Origin of the sequence: Bacillus coahuilensis m4-4, assembly GCF_000171615.1 — a bacterium.
GTDB lineage: Bacteria > Bacillota > Bacilli > Bacillales > Bacillaceae_K > Bacillus_T > Bacillus_T coahuilensis.
In genome coordinates this window covers 1-25,831 of the sequence record NZ_ABFU01000021.3, presented here as the reverse complement: position 1 = coordinate 25,831, position 25,831 = coordinate 1, and the positions used below count along the sequence as shown (strand labels likewise).

Genomic DNA, 25,831 nt, shown 5'->3' with positions numbered 1-25,831 from the left:
ACAAGATAATGTTAGAAAAACTAACGCAGGATGGTGATCATATGAAAAAGATTGAAGCTATAATCCGACCTGAAGCATTTCAAACGTTAAAAGACGGACTGTCAGCTGTCGGAATAAGCGGGCTAACGGTAACAGAAGCAGCAGGATGCGGGAAACAACAAGGAAAAAAAGGAGTATTTCGTGGTACTTCCTTTGAAATTCAATTGGTTCCTAGAGTTAAGGTAGAAATGGTGATTGAAGAAAGTAGACTTGATGAAATTGTAGATGTCATTATTGATTCGTGTTCAACAGACACGATTGGAGATGGGAAGATTTTCATTTCTTCAATTGAAGAAGTGATTCGTATTCGCTCTGGCGAACGAGGAAAAGAGGCTGTTTTATAAAATGAATGGAGGATCGATTATGAAAAAAACACTTTCACTTTTAACTGGACTGTTCCTGTTTGCTAGCCCTACCTTCGCTGCCGAAACAACGGCTGCTAACGTTCAGGCATCTGTCGATATGCTTTGGGTAATGATTGCTGCTATCTTAGTTTTCTTTATGCACGCTGGTTTCGCCATGGTGGAGGCAGGGTTCACTCGAAGTAAAAATACTCTAAACATATTGATGAAAAACGTTTTAACTGTTGCCATCGCTTCCATTTTATATTTTGTCGTAGGGTATGCGATTATGTTTGGTGATTCTGTTGGTGGATTTATTGGAGGCTCAGGATATTTATTAAATGGTGTAGAAGATGTAGGTTTCTTTTTATTCCAAGCGGTCTTTGCCGCAACTTGCGCAACTATCATATCAGGTGCTGTGGCTGAACGAATGAAATTGAACAGCTACCTGCTGTTAACTATTGTCATGACAGCATTTATCTACCCAGTTGTAGGTCATTGGGTGTGGAGTGGAAGCGGTTGGTTAACCGATTTAGGATTTGTTGATTTCGCTGGTTCCACAGTTGTTCATTTAACTGGAGCTGTTGCAGCCATTACGACTGTCCTATTCTTAGGGCCACGCTTAGGAAAGTATTCTAAAGGAAAAGTAAATGTTATTCCTGGTCACAACATACCAATCGGTGCTTTAGGTGTATTTATTCTATGGTTTGGATGGTTTGGATTTAACGGAGGAAGTGCTTTAGCTGCTGATCCATCTATTGTACCTCACGTGATCACCACCACATTACTGTCAGCTTCAGGTGCTATTGTATCTTCAGCACTTTACACTCAATTTAGATTTAACAGAATCGATCCTTCTCTTACTCTCAACGGTGCCTTAGGAGGACTTGTTGGTATTACGGCAGGTTGTGCAAATGTATCAATTGGCGGAGCAGTCATTATCGGGTCAATCGCTGGAGTGATTTTAGTGGAAGCTGTCCGCTTTATTGATGCTAGAGTCAAAGTCGATGATCCTGTTGGAGCAATTGCCGTCCACGGTATTTGCGGGATTTGGGGAACCCTTGCAGTTGGACTATTTGATGTATCAAGCGGTTTATTCTACGGAGGGGGGGCATCCCTTCTGCTTGTACAAATCATAGGGGTTCTTGCTGTTATACTTTGGACCGGAGCAACAACTGGAATTGTAGCGTTTGTGATCAAGTCTGTTATTGGACTACGTGTTTCAAAAGAAGAAGAAATTGCTGGACTTGATTTTGCTGAGCACGGATCTAATGCATATGAATTGCGTGATACCATTTTTAGTACACATTCAAGCATTTCACCAGAATTCGGCTCTGAGCTAGTAGAAAAATTAAATGGACTTCCTAATGGAAAAGCATCCACTTCAGCTAACTGATCATTTATAAGACTAGTCCACTCTATAATGAGTGGATTTTTTATTTAAATGAAAAGGTAACCATTTATTTATACAAAACGAATCGACTAGGAATATAACAAAATGAAAAGCCATTCCATTTTGGAACAGCTCGAATTTAAACAATCTAAGACATCATACTTAATATTTCATTTTTCATTTCAGCTGTAACATAATTTCTTTCAGTAAACACGTTGTAATGATTCTTACGAACCTGCCCTATTATTGCTCGGTAAAGTAAAGCAGCTCCTTTAACTGGGGTTCTTGAATAAAGCGGATACTCATTTATACTTAAAAGGGCTGATTCATAATACAATTCAGCTTTTCTAGCAAGGTCTTCCCAAATCGCTACAAATGCATCATTTTTAATCAAGCTTTCTAACTCTGCTTGTGTATAGTGGTACTTAGTAAATAAGTCTCTAGGAAGATAAATGCGATTACGCTCAAGATCCTCGCCCACATCTCGCAGAATGTTTGTCATTTGCATTGCATAGCCTAAGTGAATAGCACCCTCTCGTAGAGTCTTCTCTTTACCAGGAGCTAGAATAGGTAACAGCATTAAACCTACTGTACTAGCAACATGATAAGAATAATCCAATACATCGTTCGTAGTTTCATACACTCTACTGTTTATATCCATTCTTTGACCCTTAATCATGTCCCAAAAAGCTTGCACATCCATATTAAATCGGTTAAATACATCTGATAGGGCGACCCACATTGAGTTATCATCTTGAAATCTTCCTTCTAAAAACAACCGAAATTCTTCCTCAAAGGCGTAGAGATCTGTAACAGGATCCTCATGTTCATCAACAATATCATCGACTATACGACAAAAAGCATACACAGCCCAAACAGCCTTTTTCTGGTCTTTTGGTAATAAAGAGAACGCTCGATAAAATGTTTTACTATGAAATTTTATAACTTCTTCACATTCTTGGTATGCTTTGGACAGACTGTTCATGCTGGAATGTCACTTCCTTTCGTTTTTCAACACGATTCGTAGTTTTTATATGATCTGCAAGGAGTTTTGCCCCTTGAAGGACAATGGGTATACCTCCACCAGGATGAATAGAGGCTCCTACAGCAAATACATTTTGGTAAGAGAATGGCTGTAACTGTGGCCTGAATGGACCAGACTGAAGAAGGGTTGGTGCAATTCCAAAACTACCCCCTGCGAATAATCCTTCGGCTTCCGCTTCTTTCGGTGTTCTTATTTCAAGCCAATTTACTCTATTGGATAATTCAGGAAATCCATTATGTTCCATACTTTCAATAATTCGCTGACTAAACGCCTCTTTTTCCTTCTCCCAATCTAGTTCACTACCACTTGGAACTGGAACTAGTACATAGAGTACTCCCTTCCCTTTTGGTGCCAACGTTTCATCTACAAGTGAAGGGTGAAATACATAATAAGATGGGTCTTCAGGAAGCTTCTTTTCTTTAAATACTTCCTTCATTGTATTCGAGAAATCCTTGCTCATATAGAATTGATGGAGCATGCGTTCATCATATTGTCCATCTATACCCATATAAAGTAACAAGCATCCAGCAGAAGGTTCATATTTCTTCTTCTCACCCACCAGTTTTTGCGCAACAGGAAAATCTCCATTTAACACAACGGAGTCCAAAGGATGTTCAATACCGTCTACGACGATACCTTTTGCCAAATCACCCTCTAATACAATCTCCGTTACTTCTGCATTTGTCTGAACCTTCACATTCGCTTTTACTAACGCTTTTTCAACTACCTGCACTAAGCTTGCGTACCCACCCTTTAAATAGTAGATTCCGTGTTCATGTTCGCTATAGGATACTAGACTGTATATTCCAGGAGTCGTATAGGGATTACCACCAATATAAATAGTTTGAAGGGCATAAGCAGTTTGCAAGTCAACGTCTGAAAAATAGTGTTTTAATTGGGTAGAAACAGAACGGAAAGCCCGCAGCTTAAGCAAAGTTCCCATGGTTTTTGGATTTAACCAATCCTTTTTAGAAAGAAAAGCTTGATCTAAAAAATTCGGCTTCCCAATTTCAAAATTCTGCTTCATCGCTCTCATAAATCGGTCAAATCCTTCACCATTACCAGGATAAAGACGTTCAATCTCTTTCTTCTGTAATTCCATGTTAGCATACTTGGTGAAAATCTGTCCGTTTTGAAAGTGTAATTGATAAAGAGGATTACACTGTATCATTTCTAATTCCTCTTCTGGAATCCCTGATTCGTTTAAAATTTCTTTTAACATATCAGGAAGTAAAATAATTGTAGGACCTTTGTCAATTTTATATCCGTCTCGTTCAACATAAGCTAAACGCCCACCTAATTTCGAATCCTTTTCAAAAATGGTTACCTGGTGACCTTCTTTTTGAAGAAGTAAGGCTGTAACCATTCCTCCAATTCCTCCACCAACAATCCCTATATTCACAGTACTCTCTCCATTTCCTTCTTATTCGCAGGAATAGAATAGGCCTTCTCGTGTTCTGTTTGCATAAGATTGGTGGTGATTCTAGAGGATTCAAGTATCGTTGGAAGGCCACTCCCTGGATGAGTTCCTCCACCTACTAACCAAACATGCTCTAATTCTTCAAATTTATTATGAGGACGGAGTGCCATCATTTGAGTTAATTGATGCCCTAAGTTAAATGTTGCTCCTTTATAGACGTTATAATCAGTTTCCCATTCCTTCGGTGAAATCACTTTCATGACCTCTGTATGCTCTTTAATTCCTTTAAAGCCCGATTTCGTTTCCAATGTAGAAAGTATCAGGTCTACAAACTCACCTTTATGGTTTTCCCACTCGATTTCACTAAAGTTATTTGGCACCGGAGCCAAAATATATAAGGCTGATTTCCCCTCTGGGGCAAGAGTTGGATCTGTCACGGAAGCATTTTGTACATAGATAGATGGATCCTCAGGTAAAGTAAAAGACTTTGTTATTTCTTCTACATTTCGCTTATAATCATCCGCAAACACAATCGTATGATGAGGTAAATTGTATTGTTTATCCACCCCTACATACATCATAAAAGTAGAGCAAGAGTATTTTTTCTTCTCTAGGTTCTTCTTGCTATATTTTTGAAGAGTTCCTTCTTCTACTAAATTGGTCATAACATGAGCGAAATCACCATTCACTACTACCTCATCTGCTTCAAACTTTGTCCCATCTTCTAACAGTACTCCCTTAACTTTTTTTCCATTTTCGATCCATAATTTTGAAACTGGACGATTTAGATGGATTTTCCCACCTTCTTCTTCGACGACTTTAGCCATCGCTATCGATAATTGGTGGAGCCCACCCATCGGATGAAAAATACCGTATTCATGCTCCATGAAGGAAAGTATAGAAAATGCTCCAGGACATTCCCAAGGAGACATTCCTAAGTATTTGGATTGAAACGTGAAGGCTAATCGAAGCTGTTCTTCCGAAAAATAATCTGAGAGAACATCGTGAAGTGTTTTACCTAAAGAAAGCTGAGGTAATGCTTTTAAAACCTTCCAACTAATATATTGATAATATTTATCCATAGGACTTTGTAAAATCGGTTTTAAGCGTTCCATCTTTTTTCTTAGTTCCATCCATAAAACGCTCATACCCTTCAACATCATGTGGAAAATGACGGTGTAATTCCTCTTTCATCTTCTCAGGGTTTCGCCACATTTGAACATTCTTATCTGGAAATACTAATTCATACATCATGTCAAGCTCTTTCAAATCTAAATAATCATGAAGATTTCTTCCACTCGCTTCAAACAATTCTTCTGCAATCTCAGGCATACTCAAGAATGTTGGGCCTACATCAAATGTGTAGTCTCCAAGTTTTAACGATCCATTTCTTCCACCTACCACTCCATGCTTTTCAAACACTTCGACATGATATCCCTTACTAGCCAGAAGCATCGCAGCCCCCAAGCCTCCTGGGCCCGCTCCGATGATGGCAATCTTTTTGGATGACAGCATCCTTTCCCCTCCTTTTTACGATTTATATATACAAAACTTATACAATTGTTATACATATTAATAACTTCATTATACCTATGTACTTTCATAAACTCAAACATTATTACTTTAGCCTATTAAAAATAACGCAACCAATACCTTGGAATTGGTTGCGTTATTTGATTAAGATTCTATAAGTTGAATATTGTAGTCTTCAAACCAAGTATGAATTTGTGCTAAGTGTGCTAGTAGCTGCGGGCCTGTCATCAATTGTCCGAACCACGGAACATCAAAGGCAGCTCCCCTTGTGTCTACAATCCCTCGAAGTTTCTCCCCATCAAATAATTCATGAAGGATACTTTCTCCAGATACTATTTCATTGACCCAGTCTGTCACAAGAGTTGTATAGGATGGATTGTGGGTTTTAGGATAAGGGCTCTTTTTTCTGTAAAGGACATCCGTTGGTAAAAGACCCTCAAGAGCTTTTCTAAGAATTCCTTTTTCCCGATTTTCGTGCATCTTCATTTCCCATGGAATATTCCAAGCATATTCAACTAAACGATGGTCAGCAAACGGCACTCGAACTTCTAAGCTTGCCCCCATACTCATACGGTCTTTTCTATCTAAAAGGGTGGTCATAAACCAAATCATATTTAAATAAAATAATTCTCTTCTTCTTGCCTCAACACCCGTTTCCCCATCTAATCTAGGTGTTTCCTTTACCGTCTTATCGTATTGATTTCTTACATACTCTTGTAAATTCAACCTTTTTTGCCATTCCGTCGTTAAGAGCCCTTGTCTCTCATCCGTCGATCTCATCCAGGGAAATCCTTCGCGTTCAAAATCTTCTCTACGATGAAACCATGGATACCCTCCAAAAATTTCATCTGCACATTCACCTGATAATCCTACCGTAAAGTCCTGTTTAATTTCTCGACAGAACCATAACAAAGACGAATCTACATCTGCCATCCCAGGCAAATCACGAACATGTACGGCTTCAATTAAATGTTGTTTTAATAATTCCTGGCTAATGACACATCTATGATGAACTGTATTAAATTTTGATGTCATCATATCAATCCAATACCCATCCGAATTAGGTTGGAATTCACTTGATTTAAAATATTGATCATTACCCTCATAGTCGATGGAATAAGTGTGCAGACGGCCTCTTCCCTGTTTCTTATAGTAGTTTGCTGCTACTGCTGTTATAGCACTTGAATCTACACCTCCAGATAAAAAAGTGCATAAAGGGACATCGGATACAAGTTGCCTTTCAATACTATCCGTTAATAAATGACGTACCTTATCTACTGTTTCTTCGAATGTATCACGATGCACTCGACTTTCTACATTCCAATATCTCCACGTTTTCATTCCGTTCTGATCGAAGATTAATGCATGTGCAGGACGCAGCTCTTCTATTCCTTTAAAGACACCGTTTCCAGGACTTCTAGAAGGGCCTAAACCTAAAACTTCACTCAATCCCTCTCTTGTAACCTCTGCTTTAACTGATGGGTGAGCTAAGATTGCCTTTATTTCTGAACCGAATAGTAAGAAATCCTTCTTCTCTGCGAAGAATAGAGGTTTTACACCTAATCGGTCTCTCGCAATAAATAAGTGTTCCTTTTCTTCATCCCAAACAGCAAAGGCAAATATTCCATTTAGCTTTGTAACACACTCTTCTCTCCATTCAATGTAAGCCGTTAGCAATACTTCTGTATCAGAATGACCCTCAAAGGAATATCCTTTAATAAGGAGTTCTTTGCGAAGGTCTTCTGTATTGTAAAGCTCACCATTGTAGCAAATAGTAAAGGTTTTTCCTTGATTATGTTGAACCATTGGTTGCTTACCGTTTTCTGGATCCACGACGATTAATCGTTTATGTCCGAATGCTACCCGTGACGTCATCCAATAGTTCGTTTCATCGGGACCCCTTTTCTTTAACGTTTCTGTCATAGTAGATACTGAATCCCTTTGTTGCCTTGTATCCCATTTAAAGCTACTAATTCCTGTTATTCCACACATATCACAACATCCTTTCCTGTCACACGTTAAAAAAATCTACATGGTTATCCTATGCAAACAGAACGACTCATGACATTCGTTTAGTTGTTTCTCCTCGTAACTTCGAGTATAGATCCTTATGGATTTGTATAAAAAGGATAGTGTACTTTGGAAGAAAGGAAGTTTATATTGTGAATAGTCCTGAACGCTTCGCATTATTAAATAGACAAGATCGTGCGTTTATTACCGGAACTGTTGAAAAATTAAATGACCAATGGGTCTTTTTTGATGATGAGAATGATGAAGCCACTATGCTAGAGTTTTTTGATGATTATCAGTTAGAAGTAATGAATCATAATAAGTGGAGGGTTGCTGAGATTCTTTCTGATCATGAATTAGCAGTGGAGGGAGTTGCCCTTCCTCTATTGGATGGAATGGAGCTTAGGTTACAAAAAAAAGCTAACACTTTCTTTTGGAACTTTGTTAGAAGATATTAGCGACGAAGCGTTTCTTCACTTTTTAACAACATTAAATTCATTGAATTATTCCATTTTTGATTGTATTTATTGCCATAATCATCTTACTTTCTTAGAAGGAAGGAAAATAAAACAAGGCGTAAACTTTATTATCTTTGATAATGGAGATGAAATTTGTAATGTTCAACATCATTTCAGCTATTATCAACGCCACAGAGATCGGTTTGAATTTACAAATAGTACTGGAAAGCGGATTATCATTGAAAAAATAGAGTGAGCAAAAAAGGCGCTCACTCTTACTTATTACGATTAAAACCAATTTATGCCTATGTCTAAGCTAAACCCTAGATATAGTACCGCTAAAAGAGCGATAACAAATTGTACCCAAAACACCTTTAACGATTTTCCTTTTTTCGTACGAACTAGAATCATCTCAAATACACCAATCACCCATATTCCAACTAACGCTTTTATTCCATATAGCATATGGTTAATTGCTGCATAATTAATAAATAACAATAGGCCAGATATAATAATCAGAATGTAGAACAAACGTAAGGACATATGTGTAATTTTGGCTGCTTTTTCGTTCCCTTGCTTATACATTGCATAAGCAACAATAAATAAGATAATTCCTACTACCCATGTAGTAATGTGTAAATGTGTAGATGTAGACATCTCGTTCCCCCTCTTAAACTAACAACTATGAATTTATACTATCACGACCGTAAAAATCTGAAAAGGACAAGCTAATTAAATTTCACATTGTTCACCAATTCGCCAATCTTTTCTATCTTAACGGTCACCTGATCACCATCTTTAAGAAATTTGGGAGGATGAAATCCTTTTCCTACCCCTGCAGGAGTTCCAGTCGCAATCACGTCTCCCCGCTCGAGCGTTAATACGGAAGAAATTTCTGAAATGAGTTCCTCTATCTTTCTCATCATTTTGGATGTAGAGCTCGATTGACGTTTTTCTCCATTCACAAATGTCTCTAACATTAATTGATGCGGATCTTCTATTTCATCTTTCGTGACAATGACAGGACCTAAAGGACAAAAAGTATCCATGCTTTTCCCAAGAAAAAATTGTCCATGCTTCTTCTGTAAGTCTCTTGCGGTAATGTCATTTAAAATGGTATACCCAAATACATACTCCATTGCTTTCTCTTTAGGAATGGACTTTCCTTCTCTCCCAATAATGACAGCTAGCTCTCCTTCGTAATCGAGCTGATTTGTTAGGTTATGTGAAACGATAATGGTATCCTTGTGACCAATAATGGAGGTAGAAGCTTTCGTGAATACCACTAGCTCTTCTGGAACACCTTGTTCTCCGCCCATCTCAAGAGCATGGTCATAATAATTTCTCCCAACACACAATATATTTTTCTTGGTCTATCAATAGGTGAGAATAATTGACATTCTTGAAGAGGAATAGGCTCTTCCCTTGCATACACATCGAATCCCCTTTCCATCACTTCAAGCATGCTTATACCATCTGCAAGCGGGATGACATGTTCACCCTCTACAATGCCTATTCCACTCTTTTTTTGATACTGATAGGAAACTAGCTTCATTCACTTACCTCCCGACCTGTCTTTTTCCCGTAAGATAACCATCTCCATAATTTCTCAAGAGGTCCATACTGGAATCGATTCAAATAAATGCCCGCAATAATGACTTGGATAAAATAGATCCCTACTGCTAACAAGCTACCTGTTGCTAAAGACATTTGACCATATAATCCAAGTCCATACGAATAAAAGATTAGAGTACCAATAATAGATTGGAAAATATAAAGAGAAAAAGCCATTTTACCCGCTTGTCCTATCGGACGAAGTATCTTCTCAGCCCTCTTCACTCTTGTTAGTAAGACAATAAGCGAAGCATACATTATGGCGACGAGTGGTCCTCCTAAAGAATCTTGAATCATCACATATGTATATTCTTGTGAAATGATATAGGGAAGACTTTTTAGAAGTAGCCCTACTACCAACGCGCCAATGAAAATAACCTTCCATTTTTTCTTATGGTCGGTATGGTACTGAACCCACCCAAGCTTTGCTATACCTGCTCCAATTAACATCATTGGAAAAATAGATAGAAATAAGAATACTAGGTTACTAGGTCCATTTACCAGCCACCAATCTGAAAAGCGTTGATTGAATATATCTGCTACAGAACCACTACTAAAAGCCTGTATACTATCCTGAACAGCCGTAATATTCGTCCAAATCGTACTAACACTGTCACTCGCAATACTTGCAATAAATATGAGACCACTTAATAAAAATTGAGGAATAAACCATAAGCTTAAACCTAAAAGAAAGCAATGTAGCTCCTGACCATCGTAGAGTCACTAACAAGACTAAGCCAAATACAGCATAATTGGTTAATATATCTCCCGACCATATAACTAAAGCATGAACAAGACCAAACACTAGAAGTACTAACAGTCTTCTCACAGCAAAAAAGGAAAATGCCTCTCCTCTATCTAAAAATCGTTGCTGCTGAAGAGCCAAACCAAAGCCAAATAACATGGCGAATAATGGATAAAAACTAGATTGAACGAAAACATCAATCAACATATAGACGGATGAATCAAGTGGCTCATCCCACCACTCATATGGATTGTAATGAATATACGGCGAATGAAAAAATATCATATTTACAAGAAAAATTCCTAATAAAGAGAACCCTCTCATAATATCTATAGAATGAATACGTTCATTTGAACCAATTGGCTGGATGAATTTCAAACTAATTTCCCCCATTTCTCTTTTTCTTTATTCTATCACCCAATCTCTTCCTAGGCGATAATCACGTTTTATCCGACTTCCCATAATGTAATTATACAAAGGAAAAAGGGATGTGAGCGGCTATGCCCGCATTTGTCGGTGTTGTTCAAGTCATTAGTGTCGGTTCAAGTGGAATTGTCAACATTGGAGATGTCTTTCAAATGAGTCCATACTCTACCGCTAAAACATTCTCTGGTGCAGGCTCCTTTAATACTGGAGACGGACTGAAAATTTATAATGAATACTCTGCTACAAACGTTCAAGACCCAGATGGCATTGATTCAGGTGTTATTCTAAATGCATAAGGGGTGATCCTAGTGAATATTTACGTGCAACAGTCTATTACCATTCATTCCATAAAGATTGGCGGTATATCAAATTCCTCTGTTTTTCAAATCGGTACGAGCGGAAACATTATACCAGCGTCTTATTTGTTTAACACAGGAGGGTTTATTAAACCTGCACCTGAACCTGAGAAAAATGGAACCTCTACCCCACTAGAACCACCAATTTTTGTACCAATATCACCCAAATAAAAGATAGGTGGATGGCATGTACTCTTATCAGCAATTATTACAATGGATTCAACAACAAAATGCACAGCTTCAAGAGTTAGAAAAACAGTTAAGGCATTACAAAAACAGGTAGAAGAATTAAAAGAACAGCCTAGAATTGCTGTTGAAAAATTGAATATAAGTTTGATCAATTAAAGGTGGAGAACTTAGATGGAACATTAAATATAGGGCTGAACCCTGGTGATGCTAAATCAATCGAAGAATTAGCTGTCAATCAAGCTGGTAATCCATTACAGTCGATTCCTGTTGATCAATTACGTGAACCCCTAATAAAGGATATGCAGGACTTCTTAGCGAATCACCTGGACAGTATAATACAAGACAATGAAACTCAGCTACAAAGGTCACTAGACGCTCCCTATTACACCCATATTAAAGAGGACCTACTTAAACAAATTCCAGAAAGAGTTAATTTTTATTTAGAAACCTTTCCCGTGGGAGCTCTTGAGCAAAATAATCCCGATGGTGCCTTTAACAAAATACTATCTAAATTAAAAAAATGATGTACAGCAAGCGATTTTTACGTTCATATCACAAATGCCTGATCAAAAAGGAGAGGACGCAGATGATTCTTCAGGTAGTGAATAGAGAGTTACAAGTGGGAGAAATCAAAGTGGATGGAGTCGCAAGTTCATCCTTACTTTTGATTGGTGATGCAGATACCATTCAACTAGCTTCCACATTTGATACACCAGCAGAATCGTTAATTATTGGCCCGTTTGTCCCTCTCGTACCAAAAGGATAATCCGATGATGAAGCGTAATAGTGTCGTAAACCATGTAAAGCTACGGACATTAGCCTTCAGTTCGGAATTACAAATCGGTGATTCACGATTTATTAGTGCACGAAATTTAGTATTTGCCGTCCAGCGTGAATCGGATACCTTTTTCGGAAATGAGGGTGAGGATTTACTACAGTATCGTATCTTTTATGAACCTATCCCTTTTCTAACAAGACCCCCACAAATTCAAACAAGGAAAATAAACTTTTCACCTTCAATCAGGGTTCATACAGTAGATATAATAGGGGTTTCTGCTTCTTCAATTGTTCATATTGGGAATACAAGTAACGTTAGGATGGAAGCACGAATTAAGAATATACGTCAACTAGAAAAGGATAATGGGAACGAACAAAAGGAACAATGAACGTTTAATGTAAGCTAGACATATAGTGCTATATAGACATTGACTAAAAGGGTGTGTACCATGCCAGCTATTGTCGGACCCGTTCAAATCCAAAATGTCGGCGGTGGTACTGTTCAATTTGGAGATACCGTGTTTATGAATCCAAAATCCGCTTCTAAATCTTTTTCAGGATCTGGAGGAGGAAACACCGGTCCATTTATCATCGTCAACAATGTATTTAGTATTACGAACACATTCGATGCGAATGGCATTGATATGCCAGTTGTAGGGAATAATTAGAAGGAGAGACTTCCGAAGTGACTATAGGCTTATCGGGGGTTTTTTCTTTGTTTACAGGTCGATAGGGAAGCAAGATGGGTAGGAGGGTAAACAATCATTGTTTTGTTACTTTATATTTTTAAGTTGTGCCCCCTTGCTCAAAAGAAACTCGTACCATCTTTCAACTGTTATATAGTCTTGTCCTCGAACACCAAATAACTTTATTCTGCCTATACAACCATTCCCCTCAGTTCTTTCCCTTCCTCCTTTTATCATTACTTTTACTCGAGCGGATCACCTTAGTCGCTGGCTGCTTCTTTATATAGTGTAGCCATTTGCGTATTTGTGGATCTTCCTTTAATTTCTCAATGGTATTTAATCGGACGGCAAGCTCTGCGTTTGTATACAGCGCATGAAGATGTTTGTGACACGGGATACAAAGCATTGATGTCGGCAGATGAGTTCCACCCATTTCTTTCGGTGTTAAATGATGTTCTGTCAATTCTACTTCATCTCTTAAACAAAGCATACATGCGCCCTTCATTTTATTTTTCTTCCCCATATTTCTCACTCTCCTTTCACTATAGTGTACCCGAAAACGATCAGTAGTGAGGAAGTGAGCAGTGAAATAAAAAAACTGCCTTGCCCTATTTAGCAAGACAGTCTCCACTCAAAAACTAATGGTGCACCCACCATCAAAGAAAAATAAATAATTCTCATCTATGGTGTGTTTCCAAATTTCTTCAAGTGCTTTTTTATACAACTCCACTTGAATTTTGTACCGTTTTTCTAATATGGGCAGGGCTTTATTAAAATCTCCTTGGAATCGTTCCGAGATATTATCTGTCTTATAGTCCACCAACACCCAGCCATTCTCATCCTTAAATACTAAATCAATAATTCCTTGCACCAGGATTCCTTCATCTTCTTCACTTTCAACACCGAGTTCTGATTGATTTACCCTTAAGCTAAATGGGATTTCTCTATGAACTACTTCTGCATGAAGGAGTCGTTTCCCGACCGGTGTGGTAAAAAATGCTACAATATCTTCTACACTAATTGCATCCGCCTGTTCATTTGTTAAGATTTCTTGACTTTCTAATCGCTGCACTAATTCACTTATCTCTGCATAGGAAGGCTCTTTTTCAAGTGAGACGTGCTGCATGACGGTATGCATAGCCGTTCCAACTTCTGCTGGCGTTAAGGATTGTTTTTGTAAAAATAATGGTCGCTTCATAATCGGCTTTTGTAAGTTTTTTTATAAAGTCGTTACCCGCAGATTCTGCATGCTGCACTTCAAATATCCGCTTTATTTCTGAAACGCTTTGCTTCGATTTCACGCTGGTTGCTGATTTATACACATACGACCAGTTCATCCTTTCCACCACTTCAGAAGATACCTCTTCATTCACAGGCGTCCCATTTTTCACATGTTCTATCCAGTTTTCATGCTCTTTTTCTTGATGTTGTATGAGTTCAAATTCATCCTTTGAATAGAGTTCAATTTTCCAACATGATGGATGATGGATGATATCTTCCGATAACAATTCAAGTTGACCATCATGAAATGCATGACACTCGTTGTGTCGAACAAGGGAAGGACCTACCCAATCTAAATAACTTACAGCATTCGCTCTTGTATAGTCCGGTAATAACCAATCACTATGGCTTGTAAGCATCTTCCATGCTTCAATAGATTTTTGTAAATCTTTAACCGTACCTACTAAATACAGCTTTTCTTTGGCACGGGTTAAGGCAACGTAAAGTACTCTCATCTCTTCTGCAATGGTTTCTAGTCGTTTCTTTCGTTTAAATGCTAGTTGAATGATACTCGGATACGTTATTCTTTTTTCAGAATGAATATATTTTGTAGCGAATCCAAGTTCTTTATCTAATAAGTAGCTTTTATTCATGTCCATTAAGTTGAACTGCTTCGAAAGTCCCGCAATGAACACGACTGGAAACTCTAGCCCTTTACTTGAATGAATGGTCATGAGTCTTACGACATCTTCTTGCTCGCTAAGCGCTCTTGCCGCCCCTAAATCGGCTCCCCTTTCACGCATCCTTTCTACAAAACGAAGGAAACGGAATAGTCCCCTAAAGCTTGTTTCCTCGTATTGTCTTGCTCTGTCGTGAAGAGCTCTTAAATTGGCTTGACGTTGCTTTCCTCCCGGAAGACCTCCAACGAAATCATAAAAATCCGTATCTCGGTACAGCTGCCAAATTAAACTCGCTAGTGAGTTTTGACGAGCAAGTACTCGCCAATGCTCATATTTTTCCATAAATCGTTTTAGTTGATTGTACGCTCTTGGGTATTGTTCTGATTCTTTTCTTATGAATGCTTGAACGGCATCATAAAAGCTTGCCCCCCTAGAACTAAGTCGAACAATCGCCATTTCTTCTTCATCCAGTCCTACTATAGGGGACCGTAACACAGAGGCTAGCGGTATATCTTGATAAGGATTATCTATCATTTTTAAAAGAGAGATCATTATACTAACTTCCGTTGCATCAAAATAACCTTTTGAAATGTTGGCGTATATTGGGATGTTGTATTTTTTAAACTCTTCCATAATTTCTGGTGCCCACGGCATGGATCTCAGTAAAATGACAATATCACGAAACTCAATTGAACGATGAGTTCCCGTCTTCGCATCATATATGGGAGTTTTGTCATCAATGAGTTTTCGTACCTTTTGTGCCATGTATCTGGCTTCAAGCTGAGACTTTTCTAAATCCTCTCTATCCAACACGGCTTCTTCATCTAACTCACTTAGCTCATCATTCGTATCTTGATCAGCTAAATCAATGAGAGCAAGCTCTACGGGATAGTCTTCCTCCACAGGATAAGCGGCTCCTACCTTTAACTCAGCCTGTTCATCATACTCAATTTCTCCGACTCTTACACCCATAATCTGCTTAAACAAATAGTTCGTTCCTTCTAGTACCTCTTTCCGACTTCGGAAGTTTTGAGACAAGTCAATACGTAGTCCACTTTCACTTTGATCTGTTGTAAAGCGGTTGTATTTTCCTAAAAATAAGTTTGGCTCTGCTAACCTAAAACGATAGATACTCTGCTTCACGTCCCCAACCATAAATAAGTTACCTGTTTCTTCTTGTTCACCCGTAATAAGCCCAATAATCGTCTCCTGCACCATATTCGTATCCTGGTACTCATCCACTAGTACTTCCTTGAATTTTTCTTTATAAAATAGTGCAGCTTCTGACGGTTCAGCCTGTCCTTCACTGGAGTAAGGGTTCGTTAAAATTTCTAATGTGTAATGCTCTAAATCAGAGAAATCCACTAAACTCTTTTCTTCTTTTACAACTTGAAAAGCCACATGAAACTTCTTTACTAACTCAATGAGGACAGAGATATGCGGCTTCATTTCCCTCAGATCTTTCACATAGCTCTCTGGACGGCGTGTGAAAAATTCATCTTGTATCTTTCCTACCTGTTTTTTCACTTGATCTCGGATTTTTTTCGCATCTTTCATAAGCCTGTCGTCGTATTCATCCCCTTTACACGGCTTAAGTCGAGTATATTTCAACTCTTGAAAATAAGGGTAACTCTCAGAGAAACTCCCTTCCGATGCTCTTAATAGACTTTCAATTAACACTCGATCATCTTCAAAATTAGATGCGTAAGGGGCGGGGCCACCCGGTATCTTTGTCAACTTCATGCCTTGTTCAAGTAAATTAAGGGCACCTTCTAGCTGCAACATAATGTCTTCTTTTATTTGCTGCATAAATGGTAGCTCATCGATTGATGTGGTATCTTCATGGACGTCATACGTGCTCACCAATTCATCTAACCAGCTATTTGGATTGGGGTGAGAGCGTGAAAACTCATAAAGCACTCGAACCATATTCTGCAATTCCTCATCACTACGGTCATTGCTAAATGTGTCCACAACTTGATAAAAGTGATCATTATTCTCACGGCCATATTCTTCTTCAAATAAATCATCAAGCACTTCATCCATTAATAGCGCGCGTTCTGTATCGTCTGCAATACGAAAGCCTGGATCTATATTAATGGAATAGTAATATTTTCGGATCACTTCTAAACAAAAAGAATGGAGTGTAGATATACTTGCCTTATTTAATAGGGTCAACTGCTTACGAAGATGATGACTATTTGGTGTATTCTTCATTTCTTTTTCAAGAGCTTCACCTATACGATGTCTCATTTCCGCTGCAGCTGCATTCGTAAACGTTACAACTAATAGCTCATCTACGTTGATTGGATGTTCTTTCTCAACAACCTTTTGAATAATTCGTTCGACCAGGACAGCTGTCTTACCAGAACCTGCAGCTGCAGCCACTAATATATCACGGTCTTTCGCCCAGATGGCCTTCCACTGATCGTTTGTCCATTTCGCATCTTTTGGCTTTATCGGGATATTATTCATCTTCTCCCTTTCCCTCCTCTCTCATTAGATCAAGTGCTTCATCCTGTTTATATGGAGTAAATACACGGTAATCTGACTCTTCTAACGATTGATCAAATTGGCAGACTGATCGGTAGGAACAGAATTGACATGGCACTTTTTTCTTTAGCTTGTAAGGCTCAATATCCACTACACCCGTCACAATCTTGTTTCCTACATGTTCATATTGTTTTCGTATATAGTTTCTCATCACATTAAAATCTTGCTCCGATGCTACTTTAGAGCGAGAAGACAAGCTTCCATCTTTTTTAAGTTCTGCTGAAACAATTCGAGATTTCCCACCTGGCTCTAATGTTTCGTCCATTAGCTGTAGTAGATTTTGGTCCCCAAGGAGCAACCCTTTCATACGAAAGCTTTTAAAAATTTCTTCTTCTATTTGATCTACTGTTAATAATTTCTTACTTTTAACAAGGGGATCGTGAATATGGAAATAAAGTACACCCCCAGGGTACCCTTTAGATTGCACCAGCTTTTCAGAGTGTGTTAAGACGATGTCTAAATACGTTAGCATTTGAAGTGATATACCGTAATATACCTCGGTTAAATCCAAATCCTTTTGGCTTGATTTATAATCGATGATTCGAAGGAATGTTTGCTCATCCTTCACACCTTTATCCACTCGATCAATTCGTCCTTGAAGCTCCATCTTAATTCCATTTTTAAGCGTAAAAGCAAACGGCGGAAGCTCTCCATTTGGGCCAAATCCAAGCTCTAACCCTACTGGAGTAAATCCGCTTACCTTCGCTTGTTCACTTAAAACAAGGGAAGCTCTTTCTAAAATCAACTCTAGTTTCCTCTTAATATAATGATGTCGATTACTACTTAAGAGTATTTGTTTTTGCAATCGAGGGGCCAGAACTTCTACTGCATGCTGAGCAAGCTTTCTACAATCCGCTTTATTTAAATCCTTCCACGAACGGTTTTGATCATTCATCATATCAGAGATCCATTTTAACGCCCCATGAAATAACTCCCCGATATCTGGTGCTTCTAGTCGATACATTTCTCGTTCTCTTAGCTTCAAACCGTGAGAGGCAAAGTGAGAGAACGGACAGCTATTAAATAGCTCCATACGAGATACGGAACCTAAAATGCTTTCTCCATACAATTCTTTGCTAGTCTCTTCAGATAATTTTTTTGTGCGGTTTTGGTAGAACAAACTAGTTAAGATACGATGTACTTTCTCTTGATAGTGACTTGATTTCATATAATAGTTATAAACGTCCCACCAAACTGGTGCTACTTGGTACCCCCTTAGCCCTAGCTGCAACTGAGTCGTGACGTACGAAATTGAGACAGTAGGATGACTAGCATACGATTTTTGAAATTTAACATGTAATTCAGACGGTTCTTGTACAACCAATTGAGTACGAATATTGGGAAGCAATTCATTTATCCTCTTTATGTATGGAGAGGACATTAACGCTTTTCCTTCATCGTTTGCTAGAGCGTATGATATATAGAGCCTTTCAGACGGAGTAGTAAAGGCCTTATACGCAACAAATTCCTCGTCTTCTAATTTTACTGTGCTGGTTGGGGCTAGTTGTACACCCCTATTAGCGAAGCTTGTCCGATCTTCAGCAGACAGTATTCCTTCGTCTTGAAACTTTGATGGAAGAACACCATCATTCACTCCAATGACAAATCCCGCTCGAATATTGGCTAGCCTAGAAAGCTCTAAGTCAGCTACGATAACCTGGTCATTAGAAGGAGGCACAAGCGAAAATTTCATCGTCTCAATTCCTGCATCCAGAATATCCGAAAACCTTTTGACTGATATCTTAGAATCTCCTAATATCTCCACATACTGATCAAGCAAATCTACTACAGCATTCCAAGCCTGATCATGTTCTCTTGCTGCAATGACATCTCCTCGGTCATTTGCCGATTGAGCAAACCTCTCTAGCTTCTGTGGAATGTCTAACTCTTCAAGGAATTGATACAAAGAGATACAATAATCTCTAACCGTATTTCCACGTTTCATCCTGCGACCAAGTCGTAAAATCGGTGCTGATATGAAGAGTCTTAACTCATTAATCTCGTGCTCCTTCTCTCTCTCCTCGTCTGTTTGGGGGCTATCCGTTAACTCTAATCCTCTAAATCGTCTGTATCTCCATCGATCTTTATTGGTCCAAGAACTTCCCTTAATCCCGTATGCGAGCACATAGTTTTCAAGACGATCCATCTTTTCACGAAGCTTTTTTGGAGATTGATCTAATGGGAATAACAAATCCGTTTTAACTGCGCGGAAGACAGCCTCATAACGCCAGTGAGAATGAATGGTTTCAAGCGTAGAACGGACTAACTCGATTAATGGATGATTTAACATCGTCCTTTTTTGGTCCATAAAAAAAGGAATATCGTAATCATAAAAAATAGTTTCAATAATATCACCATAATCTGCACTATTCCGTAAAAATAGAGCAATATCGCGATAACGATACCCTTCTTCTCTTGCTAACCTGCGTATTTCTCTCGCAATCCCTTCAATTTCTGCCCTAGGATTGGCTGCCTCAACAATTGTCACATAGGATGATTCATTACTAGGAACAGAAGGCCTTGTTTCCCAATGCCTCTCAAGGTGAGCAATTGTTTGACTTTTAAAACGAGCCTGGGTGTCTAACACAATCATTGGGTCTTGTTGAATTTGACTACTATACGCAATTGACTCTATTTTACTTATGCTCTCTTCTGTCATACGAAACAGTTGCTTCGTTTCCCCGTACGGAAGCTGAGTAGATCTGTCGATTGTGAAGGCGATTGTCACTCGTTTTGTTCTCTCCATTAATGCTTGTATCACTGCATACTCTTGTGGTGTAAAGCTATGAAATCCATCTATGTAAATGTCTGCATCCTTTAAATAACTTGAACGTTCAATAGAGGAAGATAGAAGGGTCAAATAATCTTCAGAATCAATGTACTTTTCCTTTGTAGCCAGCTCAAATTCTCGAAATATTATTTCTAAATCATGTAGTTTGTCAGAAAGGACGCGTGATTCAGTCTCCCCCATTATGGTCTCTGGTTCAACTAGATACCGTTTAAATTCAATAAGCATGTCCTCTACTTGTTTCACAAATCCTGGCTTATCACTTGCTTTTTTAAACAGTGTAAACTCGTCCTTATGATCTGTGATAATTTTTCTGATGAGCATATTTAACCCAACACTTGATAAATGATACCGATTCATTCCACCCGTATCTTGTAACACTCTCCATGCAAGTCTAGTAAAGCTATACACTTGAGCACGGATAATCCCTTTAATTTCTTCATCTTGTACAAGCGCATACTCAGATAAGAAGGTCATTTGTTCAGGAACAAGATAAATGATGGGTCTACCCATAGGGTTTTCTTTCAACTTCTCCTTTATTTCTTTTATTATTGTTGCGGTCTTGCCAGAACCGGCTCTACCTGTAATCAATCTTAGTGACATAAGTAACACTCCTTTCTTGTGCGATCGTATGTATATACCACTTTTCCAAATCTTCCATAAAAAATAGAGAGGCTATCCTCTCCATTCTTCTTTCAATAATCCATATAGTAACATATCGTGACGGTTTCCATCACGTTCTAAAAACTGTCGGTATGTGCCTTCCTTTTGAAAACCCACCTTCTCATACAAATGGATTGCGGGTTCATTATAAGAGAACACGGTCAGCTGTATGCGATGAAGGTTAAGCTCATGGAAGGCATACCTTAGGATCGTGTCCATCGCTTCTTTCCCATATCCTTTCCCTCGGTGCTCCAGTTCACCAATTCCTAAGGAAATCCATCCAACTCGGTTAGACCAAAGGATATCATCTAACTCCATGTATCCAATTAGATCATCGGTAGATTTTAATCTTATTGAAAATCGATAATCTTTTTCAGATGTTTCCGTCATCCATTTTTTTAGTTGTTCCACTGTTTTCGGACGGTATGGCTCTGCGCTTAATAACCTAGGATAGGTTTGATTATAACGATACCAATCTTTCATTTTATGAAAGTCGTCCTCTTCAAATAATCCTAAATAGATACGTTGATTTTCTAAAATGTGCATTTCCTATCCCTCCCTTTTACTATTCCATTTTTGACAAGGAATTTCCTTTGCATCACAAAAATAAAAGAACGTTTTTTCTAAGCAAATAAAGCCCACATCCTATACTAGATGAAAGGCTTTGTTTGATTCATACTTTATGATTCCATTACACGACTTACTTCCTGTTGCTTGATCATGAGTCCTAGTGATTCAGCCGTTTGTTCATGTATCCGTTCAAAAAATTCAGGGTGATTCGATAGTAATATTCCATAAGAAGGAATCATTTCTTTTTATTTTTCCTTCCCATTCTTTCATCTGACTAGGGAAGCATTGCTTTAGAACTTCTAGCATGACGTGAACAGCCGTTGAGGCACCCGGAGATGCACCAAGTAAAGCTGCAACTGATCCATCTTCAGCACTTACTACCTCGGTACCAAATTGCAACGTTCCCTTACCTCCAGATTCTGTGTCTTTTATCACCTGTACTCGCTGACCAGCAACGACAATATCCCAATCTTCGCTAGCTGCGTTTGGAATAAATTCACGAAGTTCTTCCATTCGCTTTTCTTTAGAAAGAAGTACTTGCTGGATTAAATACTTTGTAAGCGGGATGTTCTTTATACCAGCCGCCAGCATCGTAAAAATATTATTCGGTTTCACTGAACCGATTAAATCAAAGTACGAACCCGTTTTTAGAAACTTCGGTGAAAAGCCTGCAAATGGACCAAATAGTAACGTTTTTTGATGATCAATATACCTTGTATCCAAATGAGGGACTGACATAGGAGGAGCACCTACTTTTGCTTTCCCGTATACTTTCGCCTGATGCTTATCTATCACATCTTGGTTTTTACAAACTAAGAATAGACCACTTACTGGGAACCCGCCAATTTGTTTAGATTCTTGTATTCTTGTCTTTTGTAGTAATGGTAAGCTTCCTCCTCCACCACCAATAAACACGAACTTAGCCGTATGATATTCTATATTTTTTCCGCCTAGGTCTTCTACCTTTACTTCCCATGATCCATCCGCTGTTCGCTTCATCCCCTTCACACAATGATTGTAATGAACCTGAACATCTCTATCTTGTAGGTGCTCGAACAACATTCTAGTTAAGGCACCGAAATTGACGTCTGTCCCTGAGTCAATCTTTGTTGCAGCGATGGGCTCATTAGATGTACGACCTTCCATAATGAGCGGGATCCAGTCTTTTAACGTCTCAGGATGGTCACTAAATTCCATACCATAGAACAATGGATTTTTTGTTAGCGCTTCCACGCGTCTTTTTAAAAAGCGATATTTTCTTCCCCTTGAACCATACTCATATGTGGTAATGGCATAATAAATTCACTCGGATCTTTAATGATTCCTTTATTCACCAAAAAAGTCCAAAACTGTCTAGAGAGTTGGAATTGTTCGTTTACTCCTATTGCTTTTGAAATGTCAACTGATCCATCTGGATTTTCAGGTGTATAATTTAATTCACATAGGGCAGCATGACCTGTACCTGCATTGTTCCACTCATTTGAACTTTCTTCACCAGGACTCCCTAACTTTTCAAACACTTTAATCTCCCATTCGGGTACAAGCTCCTTTAATAAAGTTCCTAGTGTTGCACTCATTACCCCTGCACCAATTAAAATCACATCTGTTTTTTCTTGTCCGCTACTCATCAAAATCTTCCTTTCCCCTATATTCGTAAAGAGAGCTGCTACTCTCTTAAATGTTAATCCCCTGACTCGTAAAACTCCATCTGTCTTTCTATACTATTATAATGATTATGACCCAAGAATAGCTACTATTTTCTGATAATTATAAACTATTTATCCTTTCTACAAAAGGGATAAGGAAAGTAATCGTTTAATTTTATCACTATATTTTCACCGTCCCCATGCTTCTTCCAAAAAATTTCAATCTAGATATTTGTATACAAAAATAGGATGTGTTCACATCCTATTTTAGTTCACTATGTTTCTTCTTAAACCTCTAATCTTCAATCTCTGCAGATTAATAGAGAAATAATTACGGTGTATTAAATAAATTAGCTGAATATAGACAAGAAGTAAGCTCTTCTGAAAAACAACATATCTTGGTTCCCAATTAGGAAAATATTTATTTTTATAGTTATACAGACCTTTAAAATTATAAAAGCGATGACCATAATGATAGGCAAATGATACAAGCTTTTGAACACCACGAGATGCTGCGTCCATTTCGTTAACTGTATTGGACAATGGAGCCATTCCTAAACTACATGTTTCGAACCCTCTGACTTTGCACCAATCTAAAATAGACAAGAATAGCATATCCATCGTCCCGTTTGGACAACTGTTCTTATATCTCATTAAGTCAATAGTAGCATATGTTTTCTTTTCTTGGCGGTAATAAGAAAGCGTGGCAAACGCAACAACTGATCCTTGTTCATCTTTTAACACGGCTATATGAAAATTTGTTAGTGCTCTTTCACAAAAATACCCAACAGAAAAACCTTTTTCCTTACGACCATTTAACCAGGAGTCGGACACTTCTTTAAGGTTTTGGATGAATGCTTCATCAAATGGTGGAGATACAAAGGAAAATGAGTAGCCGAGTCGTTCAAATTTACTACGACTTGACCTTAGATTTTGCATTTTCTTTCCACTCAAACTAAAATCAGGTAATGGTACAACTGCTTCTTCCCCTATTTTGACCGTATTAAAATCATGTTGACGATATAGATCAATATAGTTAGCCGATGCTTGATAGATAGCTATTTTTTGTTTCTTTTCTATTGAGAAGTCAATGAATTCTTTAATAGCGCCGGAAAGATACTCTTCTCTCCCAATAGGATCACCCAACACTATGAATGTCTTGCCGACTTTCTGGTATAAGATCATAGCTTGTCGATCCTTGGTCCAATAGACCAATTTATCCATCGTAAAAAGCAGATGAGACACATGATTTCCTCCATATTGCTGAAGAAAACGTGTCGTCTCTTGATAACATATGTCATTCCTCTCAATGGACCTACGTTTTAATGAAGGAAGTTCAACTAAGACAACGAATAAAATGAAAATAATGGCAATGCTGTTCAATGTTTTCCTCCTCATCGTTAGATTGCAATTATTAGAATAGCACAAAATCCTGTTTTTTAATATACTGAAAGCGCAATCAAGACTATCCCTAGTTCTGGTATAATAGTAGAGATAAAGGAGKGATCGWAAKGCTAGAMCAATTTTTTAGTTAACAWGCCCCTCTYTACAAAAAAACTAGAAAAGGKGAGCGTGTTTCTTCCTACTTCTTATGATACATCTTCTAAAACATATCCCGTTCTTTATATGCCAGATGGCCAAAATTTATTTGTAGATGAAGAAGCTAACTTCGGGGTTTCATGGGGAAGTAAAAAATTACTTAGAAGAGACGGGACTTGAACTTATCGTCGTTGGAATCCACTCACCTACAGACCGATTTGAACGGTTTAATGAATATGGTCCTTGGATAGATCATCAAATTAAATACACATTATTTGGAGAAAACGGCGTTTTAGGTGGAGATGCTCCTGCTTTTGCCGATGACTTAATCATGACAGTTAAACCATTGATTGATTCTCGATATCGAACAAACCCTGAAATAACGGGATTTGCAGGCAGTTCAATGGGAGGGTTACTCGCTACGTATATAGCGTGTATGTATCCAACTATATTTTCACGAATTGGGGCTTTGTCTTCTGCCTATTGGTTTAATGAGGACGACATTTTTGAGTTAGTGGAGCAGGTTGATTTGAAAGGTATTCACTCATTTTATATGGATGTTGGTACAGACGAGGAGACTGCGACGATTGATGCTAAAACATATGTAGATGTATCAAAACGTATGCATCTACTTATCGATGGAAAAGACGTTCCTCTACAGTTCTCTATTTATGATGAAGGAATTCATCATGAATCCGCTTGGAAAGAAAGGGTACCTTCTTTGAYTCACACATTATTCCAGGATGTATTATAAGAAAAAGAACAAAAAGGMCGAATTAAATTCGTCCTCAGCTCGTCGAGAAAGTTAATTTTTTCATAGATATTCAAAGGTGTTTTCGCCTCGATATGTTTGGATAAGTATAAAAAAAGATTGCTTCCCATTTATCCGAGCTTCGCTAGGTGGGTCGCAATCTTTTTTATATTCTGGCAAGCTGCAGTTAGAAGAACCTGCTCACTTGCGTTTTTAATTCCCCTAAACCTACAATAGCGAAGCCCATGCAGCTCTTTTGAGTCTGCGAAGCTTCGCTCCACTTTTTCTTTTCTAAATTTATATAGCTTCTTTCCAGGATTTGATAACCTATTTATCCTTACCTTCTCTTTATGTTCTTCCACATACATGACGGGTTACCACTTTCACA

At 38.3% G+C, this 25,831-nt stretch carries 22 protein-coding genes and 5 pseudogenes; 12 read left to right on the top strand and 15 right to left on the bottom strand.

Going from position 1 to position 25,831, the window contains the following annotated elements; translation table 11 throughout:
* Nucleotides 1-41 precede the first annotated feature (41 nt).
* Together M44_RS05140 and M44_RS05135 are read left to right on the top strand one after the other, a co-directional pair.
* A complete protein-coding gene (locus M44_RS05140; protein ID WP_010171509.1) occupies nt 42-383 on the top strand; it encodes a P-II family nitrogen regulator in 342 nt (113 codons plus the stop codon).
* Between the two features lie 16 nt (nt 384-399).
* A complete protein-coding gene (locus tag M44_RS05135) occupies nt 400-1,776 on the top strand; it encodes an ammonium transporter (RefSeq protein WP_420167094.1) in 1,377 nt (458 codons plus the stop codon).
* A 145-nt stretch (nt 1,777-1,921) separates the two neighbouring features.
* Here the strand turns inward: M44_RS05135 and M44_RS05130 are convergent, their stop codons facing one another.
* The 4 genes and pseudogenes from M44_RS05130 to asnB form a co-directional block, all read right to left on the bottom strand.
* Complete coding sequence (locus tag M44_RS05130; protein ID WP_010171506.1) at nt 1,922-2,758, bottom strand: phytoene/squalene synthase family protein; 837 nt, start codon at nt 2,756-2,758, stop codon at nt 1,922-1,924.
* Nucleotides 2,724-4,220 (bottom strand): phytoene desaturase family protein, encoded by a 1,497-nt coding sequence (locus M44_RS20500; protein WP_010171504.1) that lies wholly within the window; start codon nt 4,218-4,220, stop codon nt 2,724-2,726. The genes M44_RS05130 and M44_RS20500 overlap by 35 nt, the downstream gene beginning before the upstream one ends.
* Nucleotides 4,217-5,753: pseudogene (locus tag M44_RS20495) on the bottom strand (phytoene desaturase family protein). Before M44_RS20495 ends, M44_RS20500 begins: the two are co-directional and overlap by 4 nt.
* 162 nt (nt 5,754-5,915) lie before the next feature.
* Nucleotides 5,916-7,763 carry an asparagine synthase (glutamine-hydrolyzing) gene (gene asnB / locus M44_RS05115; RefSeq protein WP_010171501.1) on the bottom strand — a complete coding sequence of 616 codons (1,848 nt, stop codon included), beginning with the start codon at nt 7,761-7,763 and terminating at the stop codon, nt 5,916-5,918.
* Nucleotides 7,764-7,933: 170 nt separating this feature from the next.
* On the opposite strand from asnB, the gene M44_RS27845 reads away from it, so the two are divergent.
* Nucleotides 7,934-8,239 (top strand): DUF2777 family protein, encoded by a 306-nt coding sequence (locus M44_RS27845; protein WP_050770916.1) that lies wholly within the window; start codon nt 7,934-7,936, stop codon nt 8,237-8,239.
* A complete protein-coding gene (locus M44_RS27840; protein WP_237705213.1) occupies nt 8,172-8,495 on the top strand; it encodes a DUF2777 family protein in 324 nt (107 codons plus the stop codon). Before M44_RS27845 ends, M44_RS27840 begins: the two co-directional genes overlap by 68 nt.
* Nucleotides 8,496-8,527: 32 nt before the next feature.
* On the opposite strand, the gene M44_RS05105 is transcribed toward M44_RS27840, so the two are convergent.
* The 4 genes and pseudogenes from M44_RS05105 to M44_RS24775 form a co-directional block, all read right to left on the bottom strand.
* Nucleotides 8,528-8,896, bottom strand: coding sequence for a YisL family protein (locus tag M44_RS05105; RefSeq protein WP_010171500.1), 369 nt, complete (start codon nt 8,894-8,896; stop codon nt 8,528-8,530).
* Between the two features lie 71 nt (nt 8,897-8,967).
* Nucleotides 8,968-9,794: pseudogene (locus M44_RS20485) on the bottom strand (fumarylacetoacetate hydrolase family protein).
* On the bottom strand, nt 9,791-10,306 hold the full coding sequence (locus M44_RS24780) for a DUF418 domain-containing protein (RefSeq protein ID WP_050770913.1): 516 nt from the start codon (nt 10,304-10,306) through the stop codon (nt 9,791-9,793). Before M44_RS24780 ends, M44_RS20485 begins: the two are co-directional and overlap by 4 nt.
* A gap of 160 nt (nt 10,307-10,466) precedes the next feature.
* Nucleotides 10,467-10,976, bottom strand: a complete 510-nt coding sequence (locus M44_RS24775; protein WP_050770910.1) for a DUF418 domain-containing protein — start codon at nt 10,974-10,976, stop codon at nt 10,467-10,469.
* Between the two features lie 122 nt (nt 10,977-11,098).
* On the opposite strand from M44_RS24775, the gene M44_RS05090 reads away from it, so the two are divergent.
* The 7 genes from M44_RS05090 to M44_RS05060 all read left to right on the top strand — a co-directional run bounded on the left by M44_RS05090 (nt 11,099) and on the right by M44_RS05060 (nt 13,014).
* On the top strand, nt 11,099-11,320 hold the full coding sequence (locus tag M44_RS05090) for a spore germination protein (protein ID WP_010171495.1): 222 nt from the start codon (nt 11,099-11,101) through the stop codon (nt 11,318-11,320).
* A 12-nt stretch (nt 11,321-11,332) separates the two neighbouring features.
* The gene (locus tag M44_RS05085) at nt 11,333-11,551 is read left to right on the top strand and encodes a spore germination protein GerPB (RefSeq protein ID WP_010171493.1); all 219 of its coding nucleotides are present in this window, start codon (nt 11,333-11,335) and stop codon (nt 11,549-11,551) included.
* A gap of 42 nt (nt 11,552-11,593) precedes the next feature.
* Entirely contained in the window at nt 11,594-11,725 is a 132-nt protein-coding gene (locus tag M44_RS28725) for a hypothetical protein (protein WP_272941178.1), read from the top strand.
* A gap of 2 nt (nt 11,726-11,727) precedes the next feature.
* Nucleotides 11,728-12,093: a spore germination protein GerPC gene (gene gerPC / locus M44_RS05075; RefSeq protein WP_010171487.1), complete on the top strand. Its 366-nt coding sequence runs from the start codon at nt 11,728-11,730 to the stop codon at nt 12,091-12,093.
* Nucleotides 12,094-12,155: 62 nt separating this feature from the next.
* Complete coding sequence (locus M44_RS05070; protein ID WP_010171485.1) at nt 12,156-12,335, top strand: germination protein GerPD; 180 nt, start codon at nt 12,156-12,158, stop codon at nt 12,333-12,335.
* A gap of 4 nt (nt 12,336-12,339) precedes the next feature.
* On the top strand, nt 12,340-12,735 hold the full coding sequence (locus M44_RS05065) for a spore germination protein GerPE (protein ID WP_010171483.1): 396 nt from the start codon (nt 12,340-12,342) through the stop codon (nt 12,733-12,735).
* A 60-nt stretch (nt 12,736-12,795) separates the two neighbouring features.
* Complete coding sequence (locus M44_RS05060) at nt 12,796-13,014, top strand: spore germination protein (RefSeq protein WP_010171481.1); 219 nt, start codon at nt 12,796-12,798, stop codon at nt 13,012-13,014.
* Between the two features lie 226 nt (nt 13,015-13,240).
* Here M44_RS05060 and M44_RS05055 read toward each other — a convergent pair whose 3' ends face one another.
* From M44_RS05055 to M44_RS20465, 6 genes and pseudogenes are all read right to left on the bottom strand, one after another.
* The gene (locus M44_RS05055) at nt 13,241-13,555 is read right to left on the bottom strand and encodes an HNH endonuclease (protein ID WP_010171479.1); all 315 of its coding nucleotides are present in this window, start codon (nt 13,553-13,555) and stop codon (nt 13,241-13,243) included.
* Between the two features lie 108 nt (nt 13,556-13,663).
* A pseudogene (gene addA, locus M44_RS20475) lies at nt 13,664-17,408 on the bottom strand (helicase-exonuclease AddAB subunit AddA).
* Nucleotides 17,401-20,877, bottom strand: a complete 3,477-nt coding sequence (addB, locus tag M44_RS05045; protein WP_010171478.1) for a helicase-exonuclease AddAB subunit AddB — start codon at nt 20,875-20,877, stop codon at nt 17,401-17,403. Before addB ends, addA begins: the two are co-directional and overlap by 8 nt.
* A gap of 72 nt (nt 20,878-20,949) precedes the next feature.
* Nucleotides 20,950-21,483: a GNAT family N-acetyltransferase gene (locus M44_RS05040; RefSeq protein ID WP_010171476.1), complete on the bottom strand. Its 534-nt coding sequence runs from the start codon at nt 21,481-21,483 to the stop codon at nt 20,950-20,952.
* A gap of 134 nt (nt 21,484-21,617) precedes the next feature.
* Nucleotides 21,618-23,135 (bottom strand): annotated as a pseudogene (gene mqo, locus M44_RS20470) (malate dehydrogenase (quinone)).
* A 285-nt stretch (nt 23,136-23,420) separates the two neighbouring features.
* Complete coding sequence (locus M44_RS20465) at nt 23,421-24,536, bottom strand: phosphatidylglycerol lysyltransferase domain-containing protein (protein WP_010171474.1); 1,116 nt, start codon at nt 24,534-24,536, stop codon at nt 23,421-23,423.
* A 271-nt stretch (nt 24,537-24,807) separates the two neighbouring features.
* Here M44_RS20465 and M44_RS20460 point away from each other — a divergent pair, with 271 nt between their 5' ends.
* Nucleotides 24,808-25,446 carry an alpha/beta hydrolase gene (locus tag M44_RS20460; RefSeq protein ID WP_010171471.1) on the top strand — a complete coding sequence of 213 codons (639 nt, stop codon included), beginning with the start codon at nt 24,808-24,810 and terminating at the stop codon, nt 25,444-25,446.
* A 128-nt stretch (nt 25,447-25,574) separates the two neighbouring features.
* On the opposite strand, the pseudogene M44_RS05020 reads toward M44_RS20460, so the two are convergent.
* A pseudogene (locus M44_RS05020) lies at nt 25,575-25,831 on the bottom strand (transposase); the annotation flags it as partial.

Excerpts from the sequence above, each read along its gene's own strand:
- M44_RS05140 (WP_010171509.1), top strand. The coding sequence starts at position 42 with ATGAAAAAGATTGAAGCTATAATCCGACCTGAAGCATTTCAAACGTTA.
- M44_RS05130 (WP_010171506.1), bottom strand. The coding sequence starts at position 2,758 with ATGAACAGTCTGTCCAAAGCATACCAAGAATGTGAAGAAGTTATAAAA.
- asnB (WP_010171501.1), bottom strand. The coding sequence starts at position 7,763 with ATGTGTGGAATAACAGGAATTAGTAGCTTTAAATGGGATACAAGGCAA.
- M44_RS27840 (WP_237705213.1), top strand. The coding sequence starts at position 8,172 with ATGGAATGGAGCTTAGGTTACAAAAAAAAGCTAACACTTTCTTTTGGA.
- M44_RS05105 (WP_010171500.1), bottom strand. The coding sequence starts at position 8,896 with ATGTCTACATCTACACATTTACACATTACTACATGGGTAGTAGGAATT.
- M44_RS24780 (WP_050770913.1), bottom strand. The coding sequence starts at position 10,306 with ATGATGTTAATTGGAGCAGGTATAGCAAAGCTTGGGTGGGTTCAGTAC.
- M44_RS05090 (WP_010171495.1), top strand. The coding sequence starts at position 11,099 with ATGCCCGCATTTGTCGGTGTTGTTCAAGTCATTAGTGTCGGTTCAAGT.
- M44_RS28725 (WP_272941178.1), top strand. The coding sequence starts at position 11,594 with ATGGATTCAACAACAAAATGCACAGCTTCAAGAGTTAGAAAAACAGTT.
- M44_RS05070 (WP_010171485.1), top strand. The coding sequence starts at position 12,156 with ATGATTCTTCAGGTAGTGAATAGAGAGTTACAAGTGGGAGAAATCAAA.
- M44_RS05065 (WP_010171483.1), top strand. The coding sequence starts at position 12,340 with ATGATGAAGCGTAATAGTGTCGTAAACCATGTAAAGCTACGGACATTA.
- M44_RS05060 (WP_010171481.1), top strand. The coding sequence starts at position 12,796 with ATGCCAGCTATTGTCGGACCCGTTCAAATCCAAAATGTCGGCGGTGGT.
- M44_RS05055 (WP_010171479.1), bottom strand. The coding sequence starts at position 13,555 with ATGGGGAAGAAAAATAAAATGAAGGGCGCATGTATGCTTTGTTTAAGA.
- addB (WP_010171478.1), bottom strand. The coding sequence starts at position 20,877 with ATGTCACTAAGATTGATTACAGGTAGAGCCGGTTCTGGCAAGACCGCA.
- M44_RS05040 (WP_010171476.1), bottom strand. The coding sequence starts at position 21,483 with ATGCACATTTTAGAAAATCAACGTATCTATTTAGGATTATTTGAAGAG.